A 21,916-nucleotide genomic window follows, 5' to 3' on the forward strand; every position below is an offset into this window, starting at 1 on the left:
AAATACGACGAGGATTTGAATGTCAAACGAGATGTATTCAATGGCTTTAGTTACGCAAGATAGCTTAGATAGCTACATTCGCTCAGTGAACAGCTACCCAATGCTGACGGCTGAAGAAGAGCGTGATTTAGCTGAACGTGTACACTATAAAAGTGATATCGATGCCGCAAAAGGCTTGATTTTACCTCACTTACGTTTTGTTGTTCATGTTGCTCGTGGTTATTCCGGTTACGGCTTGCCAATGTCTGACCTTGTTCAGGAAGGTAACATTGGTTTGATGAAAGCCGTTAAACGTTTTAACCCTGAAGTGGGTGTGCGTTTGGTGTCTTTTGCGGTTCACTGGATCAAAGCTGAGATCCATGAATACGTGTTACGTAACTGGCGTATTGTGAAAGTCGCCACGACAAAAGCACAGCGTAAGTTGTTCTTTAACCTTCGTAAATCTAAAAAACGTTTAGGTTGGTTCAACAACAGTGAAGTGGAGACGGTCGCGGAAGCGCTTGGTGTTGAGCCTTCGGAAGTTCGTGAAATGGAAGCGCGATTAGCTGCCCAGGATGCGACGTTTGAAGCACCAACGGAAGATGATGATCGCAGTGGTGATTTTACGGCACCTGTTTTTTATCTTGAAGATAAGCAATCAGATATTGCAGCTTCCGTGGAAGCGGATAACTGGGAAGCACACAATACCAATTTATTATCGAATGCGATTGCATCACTTGATGAGCGTAGTCAGCACATTGTTCGCTCTCGCTGGTTAGATGACAATAAAGCGACATTGCAAGAACTGGCTGATTACTACAGTGTGTCTGCTGAACGTATTCGCCAATTAGAAAAAAACGCCATGAAAAAGCTGAAAGAGGCTGTCGGCGATATTTTCTAGCTAAGATTTTAATTTAAAGTAAAAAGCCGAGATCTAATGATCTCGGCTTTTTTCGTTTTTGGCCCATGATCTCTTTTTTATTTATGCACAGGTGGATGATCGTTGTGGGTAACTGACCGTGTGAGTAAGGGATCTCAAGACAAAGAGTGGTGGGGGATCGGGGCTTGTTTTCACTTTTATTGTGCTTTATAAAAATAGTTTATCCACAGATTAAAAAGGATCATTACTATATATAGTGGATCTATTTTTCTTGATCTACTTTATCAACGCAATTCACAGGCTTTTCCACAGGTGGTTAAAAAGTAGTCATAATGACCCTGTGTAAGGTATGGAGGTGCTTGGTGAACATTAAGGTACAATTACTGCAATTTTTGAGTAAGCAGAGTAAAGAGAAAAAGTATGGAGCAGTTTGAGCATATCTCGGTTGACGGGGCACATCAGTTATTAGAAGACAGCGCAGAAAATGCGGTAATGGTCGATATTCGAGATCCTCAATCTTTTGCGCTCGCGCATGCACCGGAGGCGTATCATTTAACGAATGACACCATGGTTGCTTTTATGAATGAGGTAGACTTTGAACAGCCTGTTTTGGTTATGTGCTACCATGGCATAAGCAGCCAAGGCGCTGCACAATACTTGATTAACCAAGGGTATGAGCGAGTATATAGTGTTGATGGCGGTTTTGAAGGCTGGCAACGACAAGCGCTACCCGTTGTTCAAATGGGATAAAAATGAATAAATTAGCGGTATTGGATAACCCAAGACTGGCTCAAGCATTCATCGATTACATGGCCTCACGTCATATTGATATTAAAATGATGCCGGAGTCGGAAGGGTGCTTTGCTTTATGGTTGATGGACAGCCAGCACGTGGTAGAAGCGGAGGCTGAGCTGAAACACTTTTTAGCAGAGCCGCATAATTCGAAATACCAAGCGGCCTCATGGCATGTGGTCGATTCCCGTACTGCTAAATTTAGTGACTTTTTTTTGAACTTAATATTGATGTTTAAGGAGCGAGCAAGGCCATTTACGTTGATGGTGATGTTTTCTTGCATTGCTGTGTTTACGTTGCAACTCTTTGGCTGGTCACAGTCTGTTTTTAATTTGTTTCATTTTCCTGCTTACGCAGAGCAGAAGTTTGAAGTGTGGCGTTTTTTCTCCCATGCTTTGCTTCATTTCTCGGCCGTACACATTGTGTTTAATTTATTGTGGTGGTGGCAGCTGGGAGGAGAGGTCGAACAAAAACTTGGAGCAGGTAAACTCGTCCAGATTTTTTTATTATCGGCACTCTTTTCTGGTCTTGGCCAGTTCTGGGTAGAGGGAGCAAATTTCGGTGGTTTGTCTGGCGTGGTGTACGCTTTAGTGGGATACATCTGGTTTTCCGGTTGGCTAGCACCTGAACGTGGTTTGGTAATGGCAAAACCACTCATTGGCTTTATGCTGATTTGGCTTGTCATCGGCTTTGCACAACCCTTTATGGCCATTGCAAACACTGCTCATTTAGTTGGCTTACTATCGGGTTGTTTGTTGGCTGTGATTGATGTGAAGTGGTTAAAGAAGAGCGAAACGAGTCAGTAAGACACTGACTCATTGACGTTACGATTGACAGATTATGCCTCGGTATTGTGCTTCACGCTGTGCGTCGATTTTCAACTCGGATGGTTGTTCAGAATGCTTGATGGTGTCACAGATAACTTGGTTGGATTCTGTTTTCATCACTGAATTTTGGTAGTTGCTGCAACCAGCTAAGAGTAAAGAAAAAAGGATGAAAGACGTTCTTATCATGGAGGGAGCCTTTGATCAGCAGGTCAAAAAAGAAGTGTAATTGACGAAGCTGACCTAAGACTGAACCAGTGAGTAAAACTAAAACTCACCGCACCGATGCACGGAAATAATTATTGATACAAGTATTTAGTGAAGAGCAAATCGGTAATGACGGTTTTTCCTGTTTCTGCTAGCAGAAGTGCGTTGATGTGCTCTAAACACTCTTTACGAATGTCTTCACGTCCGGCTAACGATTTGATTTTATCTTCAGGCTGTTGGCCTAGAATCTCAACTAGTGCATCACGGATAAGTGGTGTATGCATTTCTAATGTTGGTAGCATCAAATTGTTTGCTACCATAATATCAACGCGAACTTGAATATAACCGAGCTTTTTGCCTGCCGTCATGAAATTGGTGGTGAGATCAGGAGCCAGCGTAAAATAGCCAAACTGAGGCTGCATGCCTTCCTCTTCTTCTGCATGGCCGATGGTCGAGAAAAGGGCAGTGAAGCAAAATAATAAACCGAATAGGTGATTTTTTTTCATCGTTTCATCCATTTGTAAATCATATCCATCGTAGAAAATGACCAATGTTTATAGAGATCGAGAGCGTAACGATATTCGTCGTGCTCTCTCCTTGTTACAATAGTCGGCAGAGATGGTAATAAATTAACCGCATTCTACCAACAATGACAAAAAAAACGGTAGTTGCCAAAGAGAATATGTCAGATATCAATCAGTTGTACATGTCCGCTTTACAAAATGTCTGCTGGAAAGACCCCAGCGATTTTGTATTTGCTACTCACTATCATAAACAGTGGTTATTAGAGCAAGGCTCTTTATCGCGTCGTTTAGAGCAATATTGTCAAGCATTGACGGTATCGCTATTAGAAAATCAGGTTGTGCCTGTTGATAGTTTAAGTTTAGAAGAACAATTTCTTATTGGTGAGCATGAGTGTTTGCGTCGACAAGTTATTTTACAGGGTGATCTCTCATCTTGGGTTTTTGGCCGTACGTTAATTCCTGTTCCTTCCTTAAAAAACCAGCAATACGATCTGGTGCGCCAAGGAAATATTCCATTGGGGCTAACGGTGTTTAGTGCCGAAAAGGTCCGTCGAGATGCCCTTCAAGTGGGTTTAACTGAAACGGAAATCGGGCCGCTGTTTGCGCGTCGCTCACGTTTATGGATGAATGAAAAACCTATGTTAGTGGCGGAGTTATTTTTGCCACAAGCTCCAATTTATACCAAGGAGACCGTGTAAGTGGAGATGACAAAAGCCAAAGCGTTTTGGCAATTAACGCGAATGAACCGCCCTATTGGCAGTTTATTGCTGTTGTGGCCAACACTATGGGCACTGTTTTTAGCCGCAGATGGCATGCCACGTCTAGATGTCTTAGTGGTGTTTGTATTGGGTGTGGTGTTCATGCGATCGGCAGGCTGTGTGATCAATGATTACGCGGATCGCCATGTGGATGGGCACGTAAAACGCACTGCTCAAAGGCCACTGCCAGCAGGTTTGGTTACTGAAAAAGAGGCATTAGGGCTCTTTTTTGTGCTGGCGTTGGCGTCGTTTGTCCTAGTACTGTCCATGAATAGTTTGACTATCATGTTGTCGGTTGTAGGGATACTGTTGGCTGCGGCTTACCCATTTATGAAGCGCTTTACTTACATGCCTCAGTTTGTACTGGGTATGGCGTTTGGCTGGGCGATCCCAATGGCTTATGCGGCGCAAGCTGATGCCTTGCCAGCTCAAGCGTGGGTGTTGTTTGTGATTAATATTTTATGGACGGTGGCTTACGATACCTTGTATGCCATGGTGGATCGCGATGATGATTTGAAAATTGGCGTGAAGTCGACGGCTATTTTATTTGGTCGTTTTGATAAGCTGATCATTGGTGTATTGCAGTTCTTGTCTTTGGTGTTACTGATCGGGCTGGGTTGGTGGTTATCACTCAGTAGTGCTTTTTATTGGGGAGTGCTGGTCGCTGGTGGGTTATTTGTATATCAACAAATGCTGATTCGTGAGCGAGAACGAGAGGCGTGCTTTAAAGCGTTTTTAAATAACAACTACGTCGGTATGGTGTTGTTTGTGGGTTTAGCCATTAGTGTGTGGTGAGTGAGCTTTTCGCTTGCATTCACCATGAATAATAAAAACGCTGCCAGAAATTGGCAGCGTTTTTTTATGGCTTTTCTTATGAGGAAGTCTTGTTGAGAACTTAGTCTTCTTCGCGGTTCATTACCGCTTGAATGGTCAGCTTCACTTCTGGAGATACTAGAGCGGCTAAATCAGTGGCCAACACATCCACTTTTTCTGTGACGCCATGGCCCTCTTCATTTAAATAGCCTTCTGATTTCAGCGTATTAAATAAGATAGAGAATACCCCTTTATCAAAAAACTCTGGGGCATTAATACCATGTAAGCGGCTTAGGCGTTGTGCCATCACTTGGCTTTGTTGCTCAAGTTCTGTTTTACCTAGCTGAGGCTCTGCTCGTAACTGAGTGACCGCAATGGCGTAGCGTTGCAGTGTTTCCATGATGGTACGAGCCAGTAAATGAAGGACGCGGATACGACAGTTATTTAACGACAGCTGCTGATCATTTTGTAAGATCAAGCCTTGACGCACTAACTCTTCAATGTGCTTATCAACCACTTCATCCAGTTCATTGTCCTGGTAGCGTAAAAACAGTTCCGCTTTCAAGAACGGGTACAAGCTATGGACTTGCTGTTTCACTTGAGCAATAGAAATTGTTTTATTTTGCACAACCAACTGAGCAATCAGTGATGGCAGTGCGAACAAGTGAATGATGTTGTTGCGGTAGTAAGTCATTAAAATGGACTGTTGACGATCCAAAGAAATGATATCGCCTAGGGTGTCTTTTTCGGTGACGAACTTGTTGAGCTTATCCGCATGAGCCAGCAGTTCTTGCGCTGTTTTTTCTGGCACTGTGCTGGTGGCAGAGTAAGGCACATTACGCAATAGCTGTAAGTAACATTCGATCTGTTGCTCTAAATCTTCGCGGCTTAATGCACGTTGACGAGAAGCCAGCAGCGCAGTGGCACATAAAGTGAGTGCGTTAGCAGCCGCAGCATCGTTAACATGGGTCATCATCTTGTTCGCCAAGTCGTTAACGACCGGGTTCATCCACTGTGGTTTTTGCGGCTCAATCGGGTCGATGGACTCATGCCAGTTTGGAGCATGCTCATTTAGGTACTGGTTGAGTGGAATTGGCTCACCAAAGTTAACATAACCTTGGCCGAAGTTGCGTAGTTTACGAAGTGTGCGTAAGACTTGGCCGACGTTTTCTTTTTCTTTGCGTTTACCACGCAGTTCTTTGGCGTAGGTGCTTACCTCCATCACGTGCTCGTAACCGATGTACACTGGCACTAGGGTCACCGGGCGGTTTAAGCCACGCAGCATCGCCTGAATTGTCATGGAGAGCATACCTGTTTTCGCTTGAAGTAAGCGACCTGTGCGCGAACGACCACCTTCACTGAAGTATTCTACTGAGTAGCCTTTTGTGAACAGCTCAGATAAATATTCGCGGAAGACGGTGGAGTACAGTTTATTGCCTTTAAAACTGCGGCGAATAAAGAACGCACCACCACGGCGGAAAATAGGTCCTGCTGGGAAGAAGTTTAAGTTAATTCCCGCAGCAATGTGCGGTGGCACCATGCCTTCATGATAAAGCACATACGACAGCAGTAGATAGTCCATGTGGCTGCGGTGACAAGGCACATACACAATCTCATGGCCATCTTGCGCTAGTTTACGAACGGTGGCTGCATTATTGATGTTCAGGCCTTGGTAGAGTTTATTCCACAACCAACCTAAAAAGCGCTCGCCTGATTTGATGAGAGAGTAAGAAAAGTCCGCCGCAATTTCTTCCATCATATCGATGGCTTCTTTACGTACTTTTTCTACTGCAACACCACGGCTGCGTGCTTCATCTTCTACCACTTTTTCAATGGCTTTAGATTGCAATAAGCGTTTGAACAGCTCTTGTCTGTTCGGTAAGTTAGGCCCTGATGCCGCTAACTTTTGGCGAGAGAAATGAATCTTAGCCACACGCGCCAATTTGAGAGCGATGCTCTTATCCGTACCGTGTTTGTCGGCCATGTATCGTAGGGAAACTGGCGGGCTTAAACGGACTAAACAGTCTCGGCCTGATGTCGTCACGGCAGTGAGCTTTTGCGGGCCGTTCAGTGGTTGTAAGTGAGGGGTGTCCCTTCCTTCTTTACCGGGTTTGCGTCCCCATAATACTGTGGTTGGGATGACTTGAATGTCTAATTCAGAATCGTGCTTGTGTAAATCTAACAATTGGCCAAACAGCGTTACGGATTCTTGTGGTAAGTCTTGCTTTTGGCGGAACAGTTTTGGTCCGTCGGCAATAAATACGTAACGAGAGTAATGTTGACCGTTAATTTCGAGTGTTGATAGTGGGTCCGGTAAGCCAAGTTTTAGCGCGTTCTCTCTAAAAGTAAGGAGATCGGTCTGTGAACTAAAAGGTAAGGCGTAAACAATGGGCCTTGATAAATCTAGCTTAAGGTCTTCCACCGGATTAGATGGAATCGAGCTGCTTTTGACTAACAATGATAGGGGTAGTTTTAGCAGCGTGCGATAAAAATTCTGTCCAGTCGACATGGTAATTAGCAAGCCTCTATATATTGGTTGGCCGTTTAACCAACTCTTTTCTTGGGCACGAGTATTGGTGCCGGGCAAGAATAGCAGAAACTGGTCGAACCTTTTAAGAAAAAAAGGCGATATAATTGTAAGCTAGTGCTTTTTTTCACCGCTTTCTGATGAGAATCAAACCAGCAATAGCATCAAGTATAATGGCTAATGATGAAGGAGACAGAGATGCCACCCAAACCGAATAAAGGGATCAAACGGGTTATTAAAGCAACACAATATTCAACTAAGGGCTTACGTGCTGCCTTTCAGCATGAAGCGGCTTTTCGTGAAGAAATATGGTTGGCTTTAGTGTTGATCCCGACGGCATTTTTTGTGGATGTCGAGCAGTGGCAGCGCGTGCTCATGGTGTGTTCAGTGCTGTTGGTGCTGGTAGTGGAATTATTGAATACAGCGGTGGAAGCCGTGGTGGATCGCATTGGTCCTGAATTTCATGAGCTGGCAGGTCGTGCTAAAGATACGGGCTCGGCGGCGGTGATGATCACCATGTTTATTACGGGGTATATTTGGATAGAAGCCTTGTTTCTGTCATAAATTGACTAATTAAGCACCATTAGGCTTTGCAAGAGCACTATCACTGGATATACTCACAGTGAACTGTATAAAAAGACAGGTGAGCTATGAAGCCGTTAACGCCCCGCCAACAAGAAGTCTTTGATTTGATCAAAGCAAAGATAGAAGACACGGGAATGCCACCAACACGAGCGGAAATTGCTCGTGAGCTGGGCTTCCGATCAGCTAATGCGGCTGAAGAGCATTTAAAAGCATTAGCACGTAAACAAGCGATTGAGATCATCCCTGGTGCATCTCGTGGTATTCGCATTTTATTGGATACGACACCAGCGAGTAATGATGATGTTGGCCTGCCTTTAATTGGTCAGGTTGCTGCTGGTGAGCCAATTTTAGCCCAAGAGCACGTAGAGACCCATTACCAAGTGGATCCGTCAATGTTTAAACCTCAAGCTGATTTCTTGTTACGAGTAAATGGTATGAGTATGAAAGACATCGGCATCATGGATGGTGATCTGCTGGCTGTACATAAAACCCAAGACGTACGTGATGGCCAAGTGGTTGTTGCTCGTGTTGATGAAGATGTCACAGTGAAACGCCTTGAGCGTAAGGGTTCTGAAGTTTTACTGCACGCAGAAAATGAAGAATTTTCTCCAATTGTTGTGGATCTTTCTCATCAGCACCTTGCGATTGAAGGCATTGCTGTGGGTGTTATTCGTAACGCAGATTGGATGTAATACCATGAAATAAAGTATGGACATTTGTACTTTTTTTCAACATTAAGCGGATATTTCTTTACATTTGCTAATGATAGTCATTATCATCTCCTTGCTGTTTTTATAGGAGAAGATAATGACTCGCTCTCAGCGTTACCAAATTCCAGCTAATTTACTTCAGCCACTCTGGTTACGTAGTCGAGAGAGTCTAGCTGATGATGGGTTGATTTATGATCCCATTGCGGCCGCTGCCTGCCAGCAATGCCATCTTGCTCCCGAGTGCCTAACGGGAGACATTAACCAGCGCCAATTACTTCATGCCACTCTTACTTATCAATGTGATCAACAAGTTAAATCATTCTTAAAACAGCACCCCAGCGGTTGGATTGTCAACGTTGGTGCTGGCCTTGATACTCGATTTTATCGTTTAGATAATGGTCGCTGTCATTGGTTGGAGTTGGATATTAATGAAAACCTGCTATGGCGGCAGAGACTATTTCACACCAATGAGCGTTACCATATGCGCTGTGGATCTGTGACGGATACTGAATGGTTGAATTTATTGCCAGTGCCAGAAGGGGTGCCAGTTTTGATCGTGTGTGAGCAGGCATTATTGGAGTGTAAGCAAGCTCAAATGGCCAGCTTTGTGCAGATGTTGGGTCGCCGATTTAATCATGCTCAAGCGTGTTTTGTGGTGGCGGGTGATAAGTGCCATAGTCGTCTTGCCAAAAAAATGGGCAGTGCTGATTATCAACATGGTTTAGCAGATCCGGCCGCCAGTGTTTTAGGTTGGTTACCTTGGGCTGAAAAAGTGAGTGTGGTATCGCCGATTGAACGTGATTGTAGCCGCTGGAAACCATGGCAACGCTGGCTGACCAAAATGCCTTTTTTGAAGTATCGAATGACCCCGGTTCTTGTTCATTTGCGATGGTAAGCCCGTAGTGAAATAAAACGCTTCCTTACCATCTGAAAAATAATAATAAATTCTCTGTCGTAAACTTAGCCGCTAATTAATTGCGGCTTTTTTTTGTCTGTTTCTCCAATCCTGAACTAACTTAAATGTTAATCAAGTGTTAACGGAGACAGCGATCCCGTGCATTTGTTTTGGGTGATTTTTTATTCTTTTTTGCAATGAATTGCATCAGCCAGGAAGGCTGAGGAGGGATCAGGGTGTCTATTCGCCAACTGATCAGCGGCACGGTATTGGCAGTGTTGGCTCTGCCTGTTGTCGCCGAGCAAAAAGCCATGTCATTAAACATGACACCAGGGGTCACAGAAGTAAGTCAACGCGTGTTTGATTTACACATGACCATTTTTTATATCTGCGTAGCGATTGGTGTGGTGGTGTTTGCCGCCATGTTTTGGGCAATTTTTCATCATCGCCGATCTAAAGGGGCGATTCCCGCTTCTTTCCATGAAAGTACCAAAGTCGAAATCCTGTGGACCGCGATTCCATTCGTCATTTTGATTGCTATGGCAGTGCCTGCAACCAGTACGCTGTTGGCGATGGAAGATACCAGCGAAGCGGACATCACCATTCAAGTAACGGGTTCTCAATGGAAATGGCATTACAAATATTTTGGCAACGATGTCGAATATTATTCTTTGCTTGCCACCATGCCTGCCGAAATCAATAACAGCCTTGCAAAACGTGAAAATTATCTGCTGGAAGTGGATAGGCCTTTGGTTCTGCCCATTGGCAAAAAAGTGCGTTTTTTAATTACGTCTCAAGATGTGATCCACTCGTGGTGGGTGCCTGATTTTGCTGTGAAAAAAGACGCTAACCCAGGGTTCATTAACGAGGCATGGACGCGCATTGATAAACCCGGTATTTACCGCGGCCAGTGTGCCGAGCTGTGTGGCAAGGATCATGGTTTCATGCCGATAGTGGTCGTGGCAAAACCAGAAGCGGAATTTAATGCTTGGTTACAGCAAACCGCAGAAAAGCAGCTTATTGCTAAGCAAGAAGAGCAGCGTTTACTCGATATGCAAATGCCCATGGATGAGCTGATGGCGCTGGGTGAAAAAACCTATCAGGCTCGTTGTGCGATGTGCCATATGGCCGAAGGGCAAGGTATTCCAGGTGCCTTTCCTGCATTAGCGGGGGCTGAAATGGCCATTAAAGAAGATCGGTTGTTGGAGCATATCGCGATTGTGGTGAATGGCAAGCAAGGCACTGCCATGCAAGCGTTTGGAGCCCAGTTAAGCCTGAAAGAACTGGCGGCGGTGATCACGTATGAGCGGAATGCGTGGGGAAATGATACTGGATCGACGGTTCAAGCCGCGCAAGTTCAAGCGGTTCTTAATGGTGAATCATTTTAAGGAGTAAGCAGTCATGACGGATATGACAAACAATACCGATCCCGTCGTTGATGGTGATGGGGTTCACCATGATCATAAACCGAAAGGCTTGATGCGCTGGGTGGTGACCACCAACCATAAAGACATTGGCTCTCTGTATTTAATGTTTAGCTTTGCCATGTTTTTAACGGGCGGTGCCATGGCGATGGTGATCCGGGCTGAGTTATTTCAACCGGGTTTGCAGTTAATTGAACCGAGCTTTTTCAACCAGATGACCACAGTTCATGGTCTTATCATGGTGTTTGGTGCGGTGATGCCCGCTTTTACGGGGTTAGCAAACTGGATGATCCCCATGATGATTGGTGCGCCAGACATGGCTTTGCCTCGCATGAACAACTGGAGCTTTTGGATCTTACCTTTTGCTTTTTTCTTATTGCTGTTTTCTCTGTTTTTAGAAGGTGGGGGGCCTGATTTTGGCTGGACCTTCTATGCTCCGCTCTCAACGACGTATAGCTCTTCGAATACGGCACTTTTTGTGTTTGCGGTTCATATTATGGGGATCAGCTCCATCATGGGGGCCATTAATGTCATTGTGACCATCATGAACATGCGTGCGCCGGGCATGACGTACATGAAAATGCCGCTGTTTGTATGGACATGGTTAATCACTGCCTTTTTGCTGATTGCGGTGATGCCAGTTTTAGCTGGGGCCGTCACTATGGTGTTGACCGATAAGTATTTTGGTACCAGTTTCTTCGATGCGGCTGGTGGGGGGGATCCGGTACTGTTCCAGCATATTTTCTGGTTCTTTGGTCACCCAGAAGTGTACATCATGATTTTGCCGAGCTTTGGGATCATCTCTGCCATCATTCCTGCTTTTTCTCGGAAGCGCTTGTTTGGTTATAGCTCGATGGTGTACGCCACAGCGTCAATTGCTGGTTTGAGTTTCCTTGTATGGGCACATCACATGTTTACCACTGGGATGCCCGTGGCCGCTGAGCTGTTTTTCATGTACTGCACCATGTTGATATCCGTTCCTACGGGGGTGAAGGTGTTTAACTGGGTGGCGACCATGTGGCGAGGGTCCATGACTTTTGAAGTGCCCATGTTGTTTGCCATTGCCTTTATTGTTTTATTCACCATTGGTGGTTTCTCTGGGTTGATGTTGGCTATCACGCCAGCAGATTTTCAGTATCACGACACCTATTTTGTGGTGGCGCATTTCCACTATGTCTTAGTGTCGGGAGCTATTTTCTCCATTATGGCGGCGGCGTATTACTGGATGCCTAAATGGACAGGCAACATGTTTGATGAAACTTTAGCAAAAGCGCACTTTTGGTGTTCTTTGATTTCAGTGAACGTGTTGTTTTTCCCTATGCACTTTTTAGGGTTAGCGGGTATGCCGCGTCGAATACCTGATTATGCGCTTCAGTTCGCCGATATTAATGCCATTGTCAGTATTGGTGGTTTTGCGTTTGGTTTATCGCAGCTGATCTTTTTAGTTGTGGTGGTGAAGTGTGTGTTAGGCGGTGAAAAAGCGCCAGCGAAACCGTGGGATGGTGCAGAAGGGTTAGAGTGGCAAGTGCCATCACCAGCGCCATACCATACTTTCTCTACCCCACCGAAGCTGGAGGAATGTGATGACAGACCCCACTGAGGAAGAACAACGCCATAGCCAAAACAAAAATCGTCAGAGTGTGGTGAAGCTGAGTTTATTAGCCATCGGCATGTTTGGTTTTGCTTTTGCGTTAGTCCCTTTGTATGACGTGTTCTGTGATATTACAGGGATTAACGGCAAAACCAGCAATGTTCAAGCGCAGGCAAGTAACCAGATTGATCGCAGTCGACAGGTGACGGTTGAGTTTGTGGCGTACATTGATAAGGACATGCCCTGGCAATTTGCGCCTGAAGTGGAAACCCTAAAGGTATTTCCTGGAGAGACGCACAAAATCAGCTATCTGGCGAAAAACTTATCCATTAATGAGGCGGCAGGCCAAGCTGTACCGTCAGTGAGCCCCGGCTTAGCAGCGCAGTACCTTAATAAAATAGAGTGCTTTTGTTTTAACCGTCAGGCGTTGGCCGCAGGTGAGCAAGCCGAATTACCGTTATTGTTTTATGTTGATCCAGAACTCCCCGATGACATAAAAACATTAACCTTGTCGTACACCTTATTTAGTGCAGATCAAGAATCTGCTGTACAAGCGAAATTGTAGGAGGTTGAGATGTCGGAGTCACATTCAACACCGAACACAAAACATGAAGTTTATTACGTTCCGGAATCCAGTATTTGGCCTATCGTTGGCGCTTGTGCGTTGTTCTTGATTGCCTTAGGGGCTGGCGGCATGATTGGCGAGTTGTTTGATGGTAAAGGGCCATGGATCCTGTTGTCTGGCATTGGCGTTTTATTGTTGATGCTATTTGGTTGGTTCCGAGATGTGATTAATGAATCCATGTCTGGTTTGTATAGCTCCCAGTTAGATCGTTCATTTCGCCAAGGGATGAGCTGGTTTATCTTTTCCGAAGTGATGTTTTTTGCCGCTTTTTTTGGTGCGCTTTTTTATGCCCGTATGATCGCCATTCCGTGGTTAGGTGGTGCCAGTAATAATGCCATGACCCATGAAGTGTTATGGCCGACTTTTGAGGCAGTTTGGCCTTTAACCACCACCCCAGATGGCACCACGACCACGGCGATGGGGCCTTGGGGGTTACCTTTATACAACACCCTCATTCTTTTACTCTCATCGGTGACGGTACACTTTGCTCATACGGCGATTGAACAAGATGAGCGCCCTAAACTGACCTTATGGTTGTTGGTGACGGTGTTATTAGGTTGCTTGTTTGTTTATTTGCAAGGGGTGGAGTATGTCCATGCTTATCAAGACATGGACTTGCGGTTAGATTCCGGTATTTACGGTAATACTTTCTTTTTGCTGACGGGTTTTCATGGCATGCATGTGACGATGGGAACCATTATTTTATTTATTGTCTGGCTTCGAGTTGTGAAAGGACACTTCACTGCTAAGCAGCACTTTGCGTTTCAAGCTGGTGCTTGGTATTGGCACTTTGTGGATGTGGTGTGGCTATGCCTATTTATCTTTGTTTACATCTTGTAGGTGCGCTGTGTTTATTGCTCAGTGTGAGTTTATCAATATGGCCGTAAATGAGGGGTGATCAGCCCTGAACTTAAGCCAATCAGTAACAGAATGAAGACAACAGCAGACAGCAGCACTCGGCGCCCTAAAAAACTCGACATGGTTTGTGGGGTGTCGGCGCTGTCTTTTTTTGGGCCTTTGAGCAAAATCGGCAAGGCTCGAAAGAGGTTAAAAATAATAAAACCGAGTAAAAATACCAGCAGCGTTTTGAGTAATAGGATCATGGTGTTCCTTTCCATTGATTAAGGTGATGAGATGCGAAAACTTAGCTTTAGCCTTTTTACTGTGGTTGTGCTGTTAGGATTGGTCAAGTTGGGTTTTTGGCAGTTAGAACGTGCCGAGCAAAAAGAAGTGTTATTAGCTCAATTAGACTCGCAGCGGATCATTACGCATTTTGAGCAGTTGGCCCACAGTGGGTATGGCGATCGCGTAAGTCGAGAAGTCAATATCGACCCAACTCAAGCGGTCCTACTCGATAATCAGATGAATAAAGGCAAAGTGGGGTATCGGTTGTTTATGCCCGTATTTGCTGATGCTACGTGGGTTTTAGCCGACTTAGGTTGGTTGCCCGCACCAGTAAATAGACAACAATTACCTGCAATTCCATCACTTAGCACTACAATTAAATTAGAAGGTGTGTTGAGTGAGCCTTCAGACAGCTTTGTACTAGCACAGCAACAATACGATGATTCTTGGCCTCAGCGGGTTCAGAAAATAGAGCCACAGCATCTTGCCAGTTACATGGATAAGCCTTTGATCATCGATAAAATCATTCATGTCTCGCAACCCGTATCTCCACAGTTAGAACCGAGTTGGCAACCCATTGTGGTAGGGCCTGAACGTCATTATGGTTACGCCGTTCAGTGGTTTGGGTTAGCGATAGCCATTAGCGTATTTTTCATCTGGTGGATAAGGAGATCAGCCTGATGCAATCATCACCGTCAGCACCACGACCATTCATGAATAAAGCCCGTAGAAATTTGTTGCTGCTATTGGCGGTATTCGTATTGCCCATAGGTATGGCTAAGTTGGTGCTGGAACAAGGTTGGTATCAAGGAGGGAGCACTAATCGAGGGGTTTTGGTCGCCCAGCCCGCTCCTGATTGGGTCAGCACGCCTTCATCTTGGCAGTTGATGTATGTGTTGCCGGAAGCGTGTGATGAGGTATGCCAAGCGGCTCTGTTTACTTTACGTCAAGTTCCGCAAGCATTAGGTCGTAAGCAAGATCGTGTTCAAAGCTCCGTCATTACTCATGATAAAGCCCAGAAGGCTGAAGTTAGTGGTGATCTAAATGAAGTGATTACAACGATCACTATTAGCCAAGAACAGTACCAATCAGCCGCGTTACCGGAAGGGTTAACGGCGTTGTATATTGTCGACCCTTTGGGCAATTTGGTCATGGCGTACCCGCTTCAGTTTCTTGAGGTATTACCGGAAAAAGAGCAGCAACAAGCCATATTGAAACTTGGAAAAGACACCTTTTTAGATTTAAAGCGATTACTAAAGTTATCGAAAGTGGGGTGAGTGGACGCCGTTTCGTCATAGTGAGGCATTTCAGGGAAGGAAGTGAGCATGAAGGGATTATTACGCCTGACATATTTTGCCATTTTATTGGCTGCAGTGGTGGTGTCGCTTGGCGCCTATACCCGCTTAACCGAAGCTGGGCTGGGGTGTCCTGATTGGCCTGGCTGCTACGGTTTTTTATCGGTGCCGACCAGTGAGGCACAACAAGCGGCGGCCAACAGTGCTTTTCCTAATGCACCGATTGAAGAAGAAAAAGCATGGAATGAAATGATCCACCGCTATGTTGCCGGTACGCTTGGGCTGCTTATTCTTGCGCTTACGGTGTTTGCTTGGCGAGTGCCTTTGGCTCCCAAAAAGCATGCGCTGGGGTTACTGGCGACGGTGGTGTTTCAAGCGGTTTTGGGGATGTGGACCGTCACAATGAACTTATTACCCATAGTGGTCATGGGGCACCTAGCGGGTGGGTTTACGGTTTTATCGTTATTGGTTTTGTTTGCTTTGCGGTTGCGACAGCGTCTGCCTAAAGAAAACGATGCCTCTTCAGAGCCTGCTCATGAATCTGTGAAGCCAAACGTCGTTATCTCTTTGGCCTCTGCAAGAACACCTTCCTACCCTTCAACGTCATCTTGGCAACCATGGCTGGTGTTTGCCCTGTTATGTGTGATCGGACAAATTTTACTTGGTGGTTGGACATCGGCTAACTATGCCGCTGTGGTTTGTACTCAGCTGCCTTTTTGTGAAGTGGATTGGCTAAGCAGCTATAACGTTGGGGCATTTAGCCCGCTGCAAGGTGATCACGAAACGTATCAATATGGTGTGCTTAATTACACTGATCGCGTTTCTATCCATGTGACTCATCGTATTGGCGCATTAGTGACTGCCTTGGCGGTTTTAATCATGGTTGTGAAAATGTGGTCGCAACACGAGTTACGAGGTTTATTGCTGTTGTGTGCAGGCCTCTTAATTATTCAAATTACGTTAGGTGTACTAAACGTTGTGCTGTCTTTGCCTTTAGGTGTGGCGTTAGCGCATCACTTTGTCGCCGCTTGCCTGTTACAAGCGGTGATCATTACCAATTATCACTATGCTTTGCTGAAAACATCAATCAGTTCGGATACATCGTTATTGTCACGGAGGACGTATGGCTAAGACATTAGTTAAACCACTGCAGGCGCACTCACCATCATGGCAAGAAGTGTGTCGAGATTATCTGGTGATGACCAAAGCCAAAGTGGTGGCCATGTTACTGCTTACTGCGTTAGTTGGCATGTGTTTAGCGGTGCCAACATTACCTTCCGCTTACGTGGTCGTTGTGGGGCTGTTGGGGATTGGGTGTCAGTCTGCGGCTGCGGCGGTGTTTAATCATGTGTTGGATAGGCGTATTGATGCCAAAATGCAGCGAACATTACACAGACCCTTAGCCAAAGGGCGGGTGGAAACCCATAAAGCGGTGTTATTTGGTGTGGTATTGATGGTAGTGGGCTTTGCTTTGCTGTGGCAGCTTAACCCACTGACGGCGTGGTTGACCATGGCGAGTTTGGTGGGGTATGCCTTGGTGTATACGGTCTGGCTAAAACACGCGACACCACAAAATATTGTGATCGGTGGTTTGGCGGGGGCTGCTCCGCCATTACTCGGTTGGACAGCGGTGACAGGAGAATTGCACCCTCATGCTTTGCTATTGGTGATGCTGATTTTTACTTGGACACCACCACACTTTTGGGCGCTGGCCATTCATCGTAAAAAAGATTATGCCAAAGCGGGCGTGCCTATGTTGCCAGTAACTCATGGTAGTGAATTTACGAAAACTATGGTGCTGCTTTATACCGTGATCTTATTGGCGGTGGGTACGTTACCTTGGCTCACTGGCATGAGTGGTGAGCTGTATTTGGCAGGCAGTACCTTACTTAACTTTGGCTTTTTATATCATGCGGTGAAACTTAAAATCGGCTCCGATAAGAAACAGGCGTGGAATACGTTTAAGTTCTCTATTTGGCACCTTTTACTGCTGTTTGTTGTGCTGCTGGCGGATCACTGGTTTACGGGTTTACTACGCTAAGCAACAGGGAGGAAAGTGTCTTAAGGATGAGATAAGTGGTTGGTGGATAATTTTGAGCACGCTACACTGATTGCCCCCTTTAGTCAGTGTGAGGTATGCGTGCTCACTTCTTTAAAAGACTTGTCGCTTCATCGACAGGTATTATTACTTGCTCTACCCATGGTGCTATCGAACATCACTGTTCCTTTATTGGGGCTGGTGGATGCAGCTGTGATTGGTCATTTAGAACATGCCTGGTATTTAGGTGGTGTGGCGGTTGGTGGCACCATGATCAGCGTTATTTTTTGGCTGTTGGGCTTTTTACGTATGGCGACCACTGGGTTAACGGCGCAAGCACAAGGGGCAGACGATAAAGAGCAGTTGACCTTAATTATGGTGCAAGGTGTGGCGTTGTCGTTGTTATTGGCCTTTACCTTATTACTTGTGCACCAGCCATTAAGTGATCTGGTTTTCTCCCTTAGTAATGCCAGTGATGAGGTAAAGGTATACGCAGAGCAGTATTTTTCGATTCGTATCTGGAGTGCACCTGCGGCCTTAACCAATCTTGTGCTGATGGGATGGCTACTGGGTACTCAAAACGCGCGTTATCCCATGTGGATGGTGATTGTCACCAATGTCGTCAACATTGTACTAGATGTGGTGTTTGTCATTGGGTTTGGCTGGAAAGTTGAAGGGGCTGCACTGGCATCTGTGTTAGCGGATTACAGTGGGTTGGGGTTGGGACTTTGGTTTGTGAGTAAGCAGTGGCGTACTCAGATCTTACCATCGCTTTTGTCCAAGCTTTCTCTCGTGGGGCAAGGCATGTCTAGCTTACTGAAACTGAATCGCGATATCTTTTTACGATCCCTGTGCTTGCAAGCGGCGTTTAGTTTTATGACGTTTCAAGGGGCAGCGTTAGGGGATGATGTGGTTGCAGCGAATGCGGTATTAATGAGCTTTTTGATGATCATTTCCTACGGCATGGATGGCTTTGCTTATGCGATGGAAGCGATGGTGGGGAAAGCCATTGGTGCCAAAAGCGAATCAGAACTAGGGCGAACATTAGTCGGCACCACGTTTTGGAGCTTGGTGATCTGCTCCGGGTTAACCGTCGTGTTTGGTGTTTGGGGTATGCAGTTAGTGAGTTTGATTTCGTCCATTGAGTCGGTTCAGCAGCAGGCCAGTGTTTATTTACCGTGGCTGGTGGCATTACCGTTAGTTTCGGTATGGTGCTTTTTATTAGATGGTATTTTTATTGGCGCCACCAAAGGAAAAGAGATGCGTAACAGCATGTTTGTCGCGACATGCAGTTTTTTTGTGATGTGGTGGCTGATGCAAGATTATGGCAATCACGCGTTATGGGCTGCGATGCTGAGTTTTATGGCCATGAGAGGCATTGGCCTTGGTGTGCTGTTTTATCGGCAGTGGCAAAAGAAGACTTTTTTAGTCAGTAACTAAAACAAAGGCTACCGTGTTGGGTAGCCTTTGTTGTTTATAGAGTTTCTATTTATGACATTGGGTTAGAATAAACGATTCAAACCATTCAAGGCTGCAACTCGATAAGCTTCAGCCATGGTTGGGTAGTTAAAGGTGGTGTTAACAAAATACTCAATGGTATTAGCTTCCCCTTTTTGTTCCATGATGGCCTGGCCTATGTGAATGATTTCCGCCGCACGCTCACCAAAACAGTGAATACCTAAAATCTCTTTTGTTTCACGGTGGAAGAGAATTTTTAGGCTACCGACATCCATTCCGGCAATTTGAGCACGAGCAAGGTGTTTAAAGGAAGAGCGTCCCACTTCGTAAGGCACTTTATCAGCGGTCAGCTCTTGCTCTGTTTTACCCACAGAGCTGATCTCTGGAATGGTATAAATGCCGGTAGGAATATGATCAATTAAGCGGCCTTGTGCTTTTCCTTGGGTAATGGCTTGTGCCACGATGCGGCCTTGATCGTAAGCCGCACTGGCAAGACTTGGGTAACCAATCACATCACCCACGGCAAAGATATGCTCGACCTCGGTGCCGTAATTATCGTTCACGGCTAACTGGCCACGAGAATCTGGGGTTAGGCCAACCGCTTCTAGGTTCAGACGGTCTGTATTACCAGTTCGGCCGTTAGCGTATAAAATGCAATCGGCTTTCATTTTTTTGCCAGATTCTAAGTGAACAATCACACCATCTTTTGTGGCTTCAATTTTTTCAAAGGTCTCATCATTTCGGATCATCACACCGCTATTCCAAAAATGGTATGACAGAGAATCTGAGGTTTCGTTATCAAGAAAAGCCAACATGCGGTCGCGAGTGTTGATCAAGTCAACTTTCACTCCTAGGCCACGGAAGATAGAGGCGTACTCACAGCCAATCACGCCGGCACCATAAATAATGATATGGCGAGGGTCGTGTTTTAATTCTAGGATGGAATCGCTGTCGTAAATGCGGCTGTGGTTAAAGTTCACGCCTTGTGGGCGGTATGGTCGAGAGCCTGTCGCAATCACAAATTTATCTGCCGTGTAGCGTTCCACACTGCCATCGGGTTTGGTGACCTGAATGGTATTGGCATCAATGAATTTGGCTTCACCAAAAATGAGTGAGCACAAGTTGCGATCATAAAAACCTTGGCGCATTCGGGTCTGTTTATCTATTACGCTTTTGGCATGACTTAAGATATTAGAAAACGTGGAGTGTAGACTGGTGTTGTTTTGGCAGTAAATTGGGTTTTGGTTAAATTCAATAATACGGCTAACAGCATGACGAAGGGCTTTTGATGGAATGGTTCCCCAGTGGGTACAGCCGCCACCTACACTGGACTCTCTTTCAATAATGGCGACATTGAGCCCTGCTTTGGTTAACCCCATTGCAGCCCCTTCACCGCCTGGACCACTACCAATGACGATGGCATCAAAATGGGCTGAGTTTGTTTTTGTTTTTTTCGTCATCTTTAAGGCCTTTTTTATCAATTTATCAACATTGCTTTATTGTTAGTGTAACTTTTTCGGCTTATTGGTAAATGTTGCTGGCTAGATAGGGTGGTCAGGATCACGTTGTCTTGAGCAAAGTGAGTCTTGTTTCCAAAATAATTGCTTTGATTTGGGATTTGTTGAGAAGGGTTTGTATCAATTGTGTGAGCTAGGTTAAAAGTCGTAATATTGCGCTGATCATCCAGAATAAAAAACAGTAAAGTATGCACCTGCGCTGCATACCCTTGAAAAACGAGGTATAGTAAGGGCTGAATAACAGTATGGATAAAGCAGAAGTGCATGGGTATTAGGGCTCAACAAAAAGAAAAAACACGTCGTTCATTAATAGATTCTGCTTTTGGCCAATTGAGTGCTGATCGCAGTTTTTCTAGCCTTAGCTTACGTGAAGTTGCGCGTGAGGCGGGTATTGCTCCTACCTCGTTCTATCGTCATTTTAAAGACATGGATGAGCTCGGGTTAACCATGGTCGACGAAGGCGGTTTGTTATTGCGTCAGTTAATGCGTCAAGCTCGCCAACGAATTGCTACTGAAGGTAGTGTGATTCGAACCTCTGTTGAAACTTTCATGGAATTTATTGAAAGTAGCCCCAATGTATTTCGCTTATTACTACGTGAACGTTCAGGCACTTCCGCCGCTTTTAGGGCCGCGGTAGCCAGAGAAATTCAACACTTTGTTGCAGAATTAACCGAGTACCTTGTTGCTAAAACGGGAGTCTCTCATGAAGAAGCTTATACTCAAGCGGAAGCGTCAGTGACTTTGGTATTTAGCTCTGGTGCAGAAGCGTTAGATTTGGATAACCCATCTCGAGAAATATTGGCTGAGCGGTTAGTGATGCAACTTCGTATGATCTCGAAAGGCGCGTATTGGTACCGTAAAGATCGAGAGCGCCAAGCACTAAGAGACAAATTGTAAATCACACTATCATTTAGGTGAGTAAAATGACGAAAGAACACGTTAAAACAGAACGGAAGACGCTGATTCTAGCGCTTGTTGCAGGTGTTTGTGGTAATGCTATGTTAGCGGGTTTAACCGTTAGCCAAGTAGCGTTTTCTATTTTCCCTGTGATTGCGATGGTTCTGGCTGTACAATCTCTATACCAAGAATACTTACGTAAGCCGATGCCAGAAGGCACTCCGCTAATGTCACTAGCCTGCTTTTTTGTAGGTGCGTTTGGTTATTCCGCATTTGTACGAATGCTGAATCCAGAAATGGGATCAAACTATTTCTCAATCATCATCACAATGTCGTTGCTGCTGTGGGTTGCAGTGAAAGCTGGCATTCTAGATACCTCATCAGAAAAAGATGCAGCGACTGAATAAGTTGATGTATATCCTAATATAAAAAAACGAGCCAAGTGCTCGTTT

The 21,916-nt window shown here is 45.3% G+C and carries 24 protein-coding genes; 19 read left to right on the plus strand and 5 right to left on the minus strand.

Features of this window, described 5'->3' with window-relative positions; translation table 11 throughout:
- Positions 1–19 precede the first annotated feature (19 nt).
- The 3 genes from rpoH to glpG all read left to right on the plus strand — a co-directional run bounded on the left by rpoH (position 20) and on the right by glpG (position 2,457).
- Positions 20–880 (plus strand): RNA polymerase sigma factor RpoH, encoded by an 861-nt coding sequence (gene rpoH / locus MHO82_RS18770; protein WP_239186326.1) that lies wholly within the window; start codon positions 20–22, stop codon positions 878–880.
- Positions 881–1,279: 399 nt separating this feature from the next.
- Positions 1,280–1,609 carry a thiosulfate sulfurtransferase GlpE gene (gene glpE / locus MHO82_RS18775; RefSeq protein WP_239186328.1) on the plus strand — a complete coding sequence of 110 codons (330 nt, stop codon included), beginning with the start codon at positions 1,280–1,282 and terminating at the stop codon, positions 1,607–1,609.
- Between the two features lie 2 nt (positions 1,610–1,611).
- On the plus strand, positions 1,612–2,457 hold the full coding sequence (gene glpG, locus MHO82_RS18780) for a rhomboid family intramembrane serine protease GlpG (RefSeq protein WP_239186330.1): 846 nt from the start codon (positions 1,612–1,614) through the stop codon (positions 2,455–2,457).
- Between the two features lie 18 nt (positions 2,458–2,475).
- On the opposite strand, the gene MHO82_RS18785 is transcribed toward glpG, so the two are convergent.
- Complete coding sequence (locus MHO82_RS18785) at positions 2,476–2,664, minus strand: hypothetical protein (protein WP_239186332.1); 189 nt, start codon at positions 2,662–2,664, stop codon at positions 2,476–2,478.
- Between the two features lie 110 nt (positions 2,665–2,774).
- Positions 2,775–3,104: a flagellar basal body-associated protein FliL gene (locus tag MHO82_RS18790; protein WP_275440676.1), complete on the minus strand. Its 330-nt coding sequence runs from the start codon at positions 3,102–3,104 to the stop codon at positions 2,775–2,777.
- Between the two features lie 260 nt (positions 3,105–3,364).
- Here MHO82_RS18790 and MHO82_RS18795 point away from each other — a divergent pair, with 260 nt between their 5' ends.
- Both MHO82_RS18795 and ubiA read left to right on the plus strand, forming a co-directional pair.
- Entirely contained in the window at positions 3,365–3,904 is a 540-nt protein-coding gene (locus MHO82_RS18795; protein ID WP_239186336.1) for a chorismate lyase, read from the plus strand.
- Positions 3,905–4,759 (plus strand): 4-hydroxybenzoate octaprenyltransferase, encoded by an 855-nt coding sequence (gene ubiA / locus MHO82_RS18800; RefSeq protein WP_239186338.1) that lies wholly within the window; start codon positions 3,905–3,907, stop codon positions 4,757–4,759.
- Between the two features lie 100 nt (positions 4,760–4,859).
- Here the strand turns inward: ubiA and plsB are convergent, their stop codons facing one another.
- Positions 4,860–7,286, minus strand: coding sequence for a glycerol-3-phosphate 1-O-acyltransferase PlsB (plsB, locus tag MHO82_RS18805; RefSeq protein WP_239186340.1), 2,427 nt, complete (start codon positions 7,284–7,286; stop codon positions 4,860–4,862).
- Between the two features lie 216 nt (positions 7,287–7,502).
- On the opposite strand from plsB, the gene MHO82_RS18810 reads away from it, so the two are divergent.
- From MHO82_RS18810 to MHO82_RS18840, 7 genes are all read left to right on the plus strand, one after another.
- Positions 7,503–7,868 (plus strand): diacylglycerol kinase, encoded by a 366-nt coding sequence (locus MHO82_RS18810; protein WP_239186342.1) that lies wholly within the window; start codon positions 7,503–7,505, stop codon positions 7,866–7,868.
- 86 nt (positions 7,869–7,954) lie between these two features.
- Positions 7,955–8,581 carry a transcriptional repressor LexA gene (gene lexA, locus MHO82_RS18815; protein WP_239186344.1) on the plus strand — a complete coding sequence of 209 codons (627 nt, stop codon included), beginning with the start codon at positions 7,955–7,957 and terminating at the stop codon, positions 8,579–8,581.
- A gap of 115 nt (positions 8,582–8,696) precedes the next feature.
- Positions 8,697–9,494, plus strand: coding sequence for a class I SAM-dependent methyltransferase (locus MHO82_RS18820; protein ID WP_239186346.1), 798 nt, complete (start codon positions 8,697–8,699; stop codon positions 9,492–9,494).
- 236 nt (positions 9,495–9,730) lie between these two features.
- Entirely contained in the window at positions 9,731–10,882 is a 1,152-nt protein-coding gene (gene coxB / locus MHO82_RS18825) for a cytochrome c oxidase subunit II (protein ID WP_239186348.1), read from the plus strand.
- A 13-nt stretch (positions 10,883–10,895) separates the two neighbouring features.
- On the plus strand, positions 10,896–12,518 hold the full coding sequence (gene ctaD, locus MHO82_RS18830; protein ID WP_239186350.1) for a cytochrome c oxidase subunit I: 1,623 nt from the start codon (positions 10,896–10,898) through the stop codon (positions 12,516–12,518).
- A complete protein-coding gene (locus tag MHO82_RS18835) occupies positions 12,502–13,074 on the plus strand; it encodes a cytochrome c oxidase assembly protein (protein WP_239186352.1) in 573 nt (190 codons plus the stop codon). The genes ctaD and MHO82_RS18835 overlap by 17 nt, the downstream gene beginning before the upstream one ends.
- A gap of 9 nt (positions 13,075–13,083) precedes the next feature.
- Complete coding sequence (locus MHO82_RS18840; protein ID WP_239186354.1) at positions 13,084–13,974, plus strand: cytochrome c oxidase subunit 3; 891 nt, start codon at positions 13,084–13,086, stop codon at positions 13,972–13,974.
- Between the two features lie 32 nt (positions 13,975–14,006).
- Here MHO82_RS18840 and MHO82_RS18845 read toward each other — a convergent pair whose 3' ends face one another.
- The gene (locus MHO82_RS18845) at positions 14,007–14,237 is read right to left on the minus strand and encodes a DUF2909 family protein (protein WP_239186356.1); all 231 of its coding nucleotides are present in this window, start codon (positions 14,235–14,237) and stop codon (positions 14,007–14,009) included.
- Between the two features lie 31 nt (positions 14,238–14,268).
- On the opposite strand from MHO82_RS18845, the gene MHO82_RS18850 reads away from it, so the two are divergent.
- The 5 genes from MHO82_RS18850 (at position 14,269) to dinF (ending at position 19,032) form a co-directional block, all read left to right on the plus strand.
- Positions 14,269–14,940, plus strand: coding sequence for an SURF1 family protein (locus MHO82_RS18850; RefSeq protein WP_239186358.1), 672 nt, complete (start codon positions 14,269–14,271; stop codon positions 14,938–14,940).
- Positions 14,940–15,536, plus strand: coding sequence for a cytochrome oxidase (locus MHO82_RS18855; protein WP_239186360.1), 597 nt, complete (start codon positions 14,940–14,942; stop codon positions 15,534–15,536). The genes MHO82_RS18850 and MHO82_RS18855 overlap by 1 nt, the downstream gene beginning before the upstream one ends.
- Before the next feature lie 48 nt (positions 15,537–15,584).
- Entirely contained in the window at positions 15,585–16,685 is a 1,101-nt protein-coding gene (locus MHO82_RS18860) for a COX15/CtaA family protein (protein WP_239186361.1), read from the plus strand.
- Positions 16,678–17,595, plus strand: a complete 918-nt coding sequence (gene cyoE, locus MHO82_RS18865; RefSeq protein WP_239186363.1) for a heme o synthase — start codon at positions 16,678–16,680, stop codon at positions 17,593–17,595. The genes MHO82_RS18860 and cyoE overlap by 8 nt, the downstream gene beginning before the upstream one ends.
- A gap of 99 nt (positions 17,596–17,694) precedes the next feature.
- Positions 17,695–19,032, plus strand: coding sequence for an MATE family efflux transporter DinF (gene dinF, locus MHO82_RS18870; protein WP_239186381.1), 1,338 nt, complete (start codon positions 17,695–17,697; stop codon positions 19,030–19,032).
- A 62-nt stretch (positions 19,033–19,094) separates the two neighbouring features.
- On the opposite strand, the gene sthA is transcribed toward dinF, so the two are convergent.
- A complete protein-coding gene (gene sthA / locus MHO82_RS18875; RefSeq protein ID WP_239186365.1) occupies positions 19,095–20,510 on the minus strand; it encodes a Si-specific NAD(P)(+) transhydrogenase in 1,416 nt (471 codons plus the stop codon).
- A gap of 321 nt (positions 20,511–20,831) precedes the next feature.
- Here sthA and fabR point away from each other — a divergent pair, with 321 nt between their 5' ends.
- Both fabR and MHO82_RS18885 read left to right on the plus strand, forming a co-directional pair.
- Positions 20,832–21,464 carry an HTH-type transcriptional repressor FabR gene (fabR, locus tag MHO82_RS18880; RefSeq protein WP_239186367.1) on the plus strand — a complete coding sequence of 211 codons (633 nt, stop codon included), beginning with the start codon at positions 20,832–20,834 and terminating at the stop codon, positions 21,462–21,464.
- Positions 21,465–21,490: 26 nt separating this feature from the next.
- Positions 21,491–21,871 (plus strand): YijD family membrane protein, encoded by a 381-nt coding sequence (locus MHO82_RS18885; RefSeq protein ID WP_239186369.1) that lies wholly within the window; start codon positions 21,491–21,493, stop codon positions 21,869–21,871.
- Positions 21,872–21,916: the final 45 nt, after the last annotated feature.

Source organism: Vibrio sp. Of7-15 (genome assembly GCF_022347565.1).
Classification (GTDB): Bacteria; Pseudomonadota; Gammaproteobacteria; order Enterobacterales; family Vibrionaceae; genus NORP241.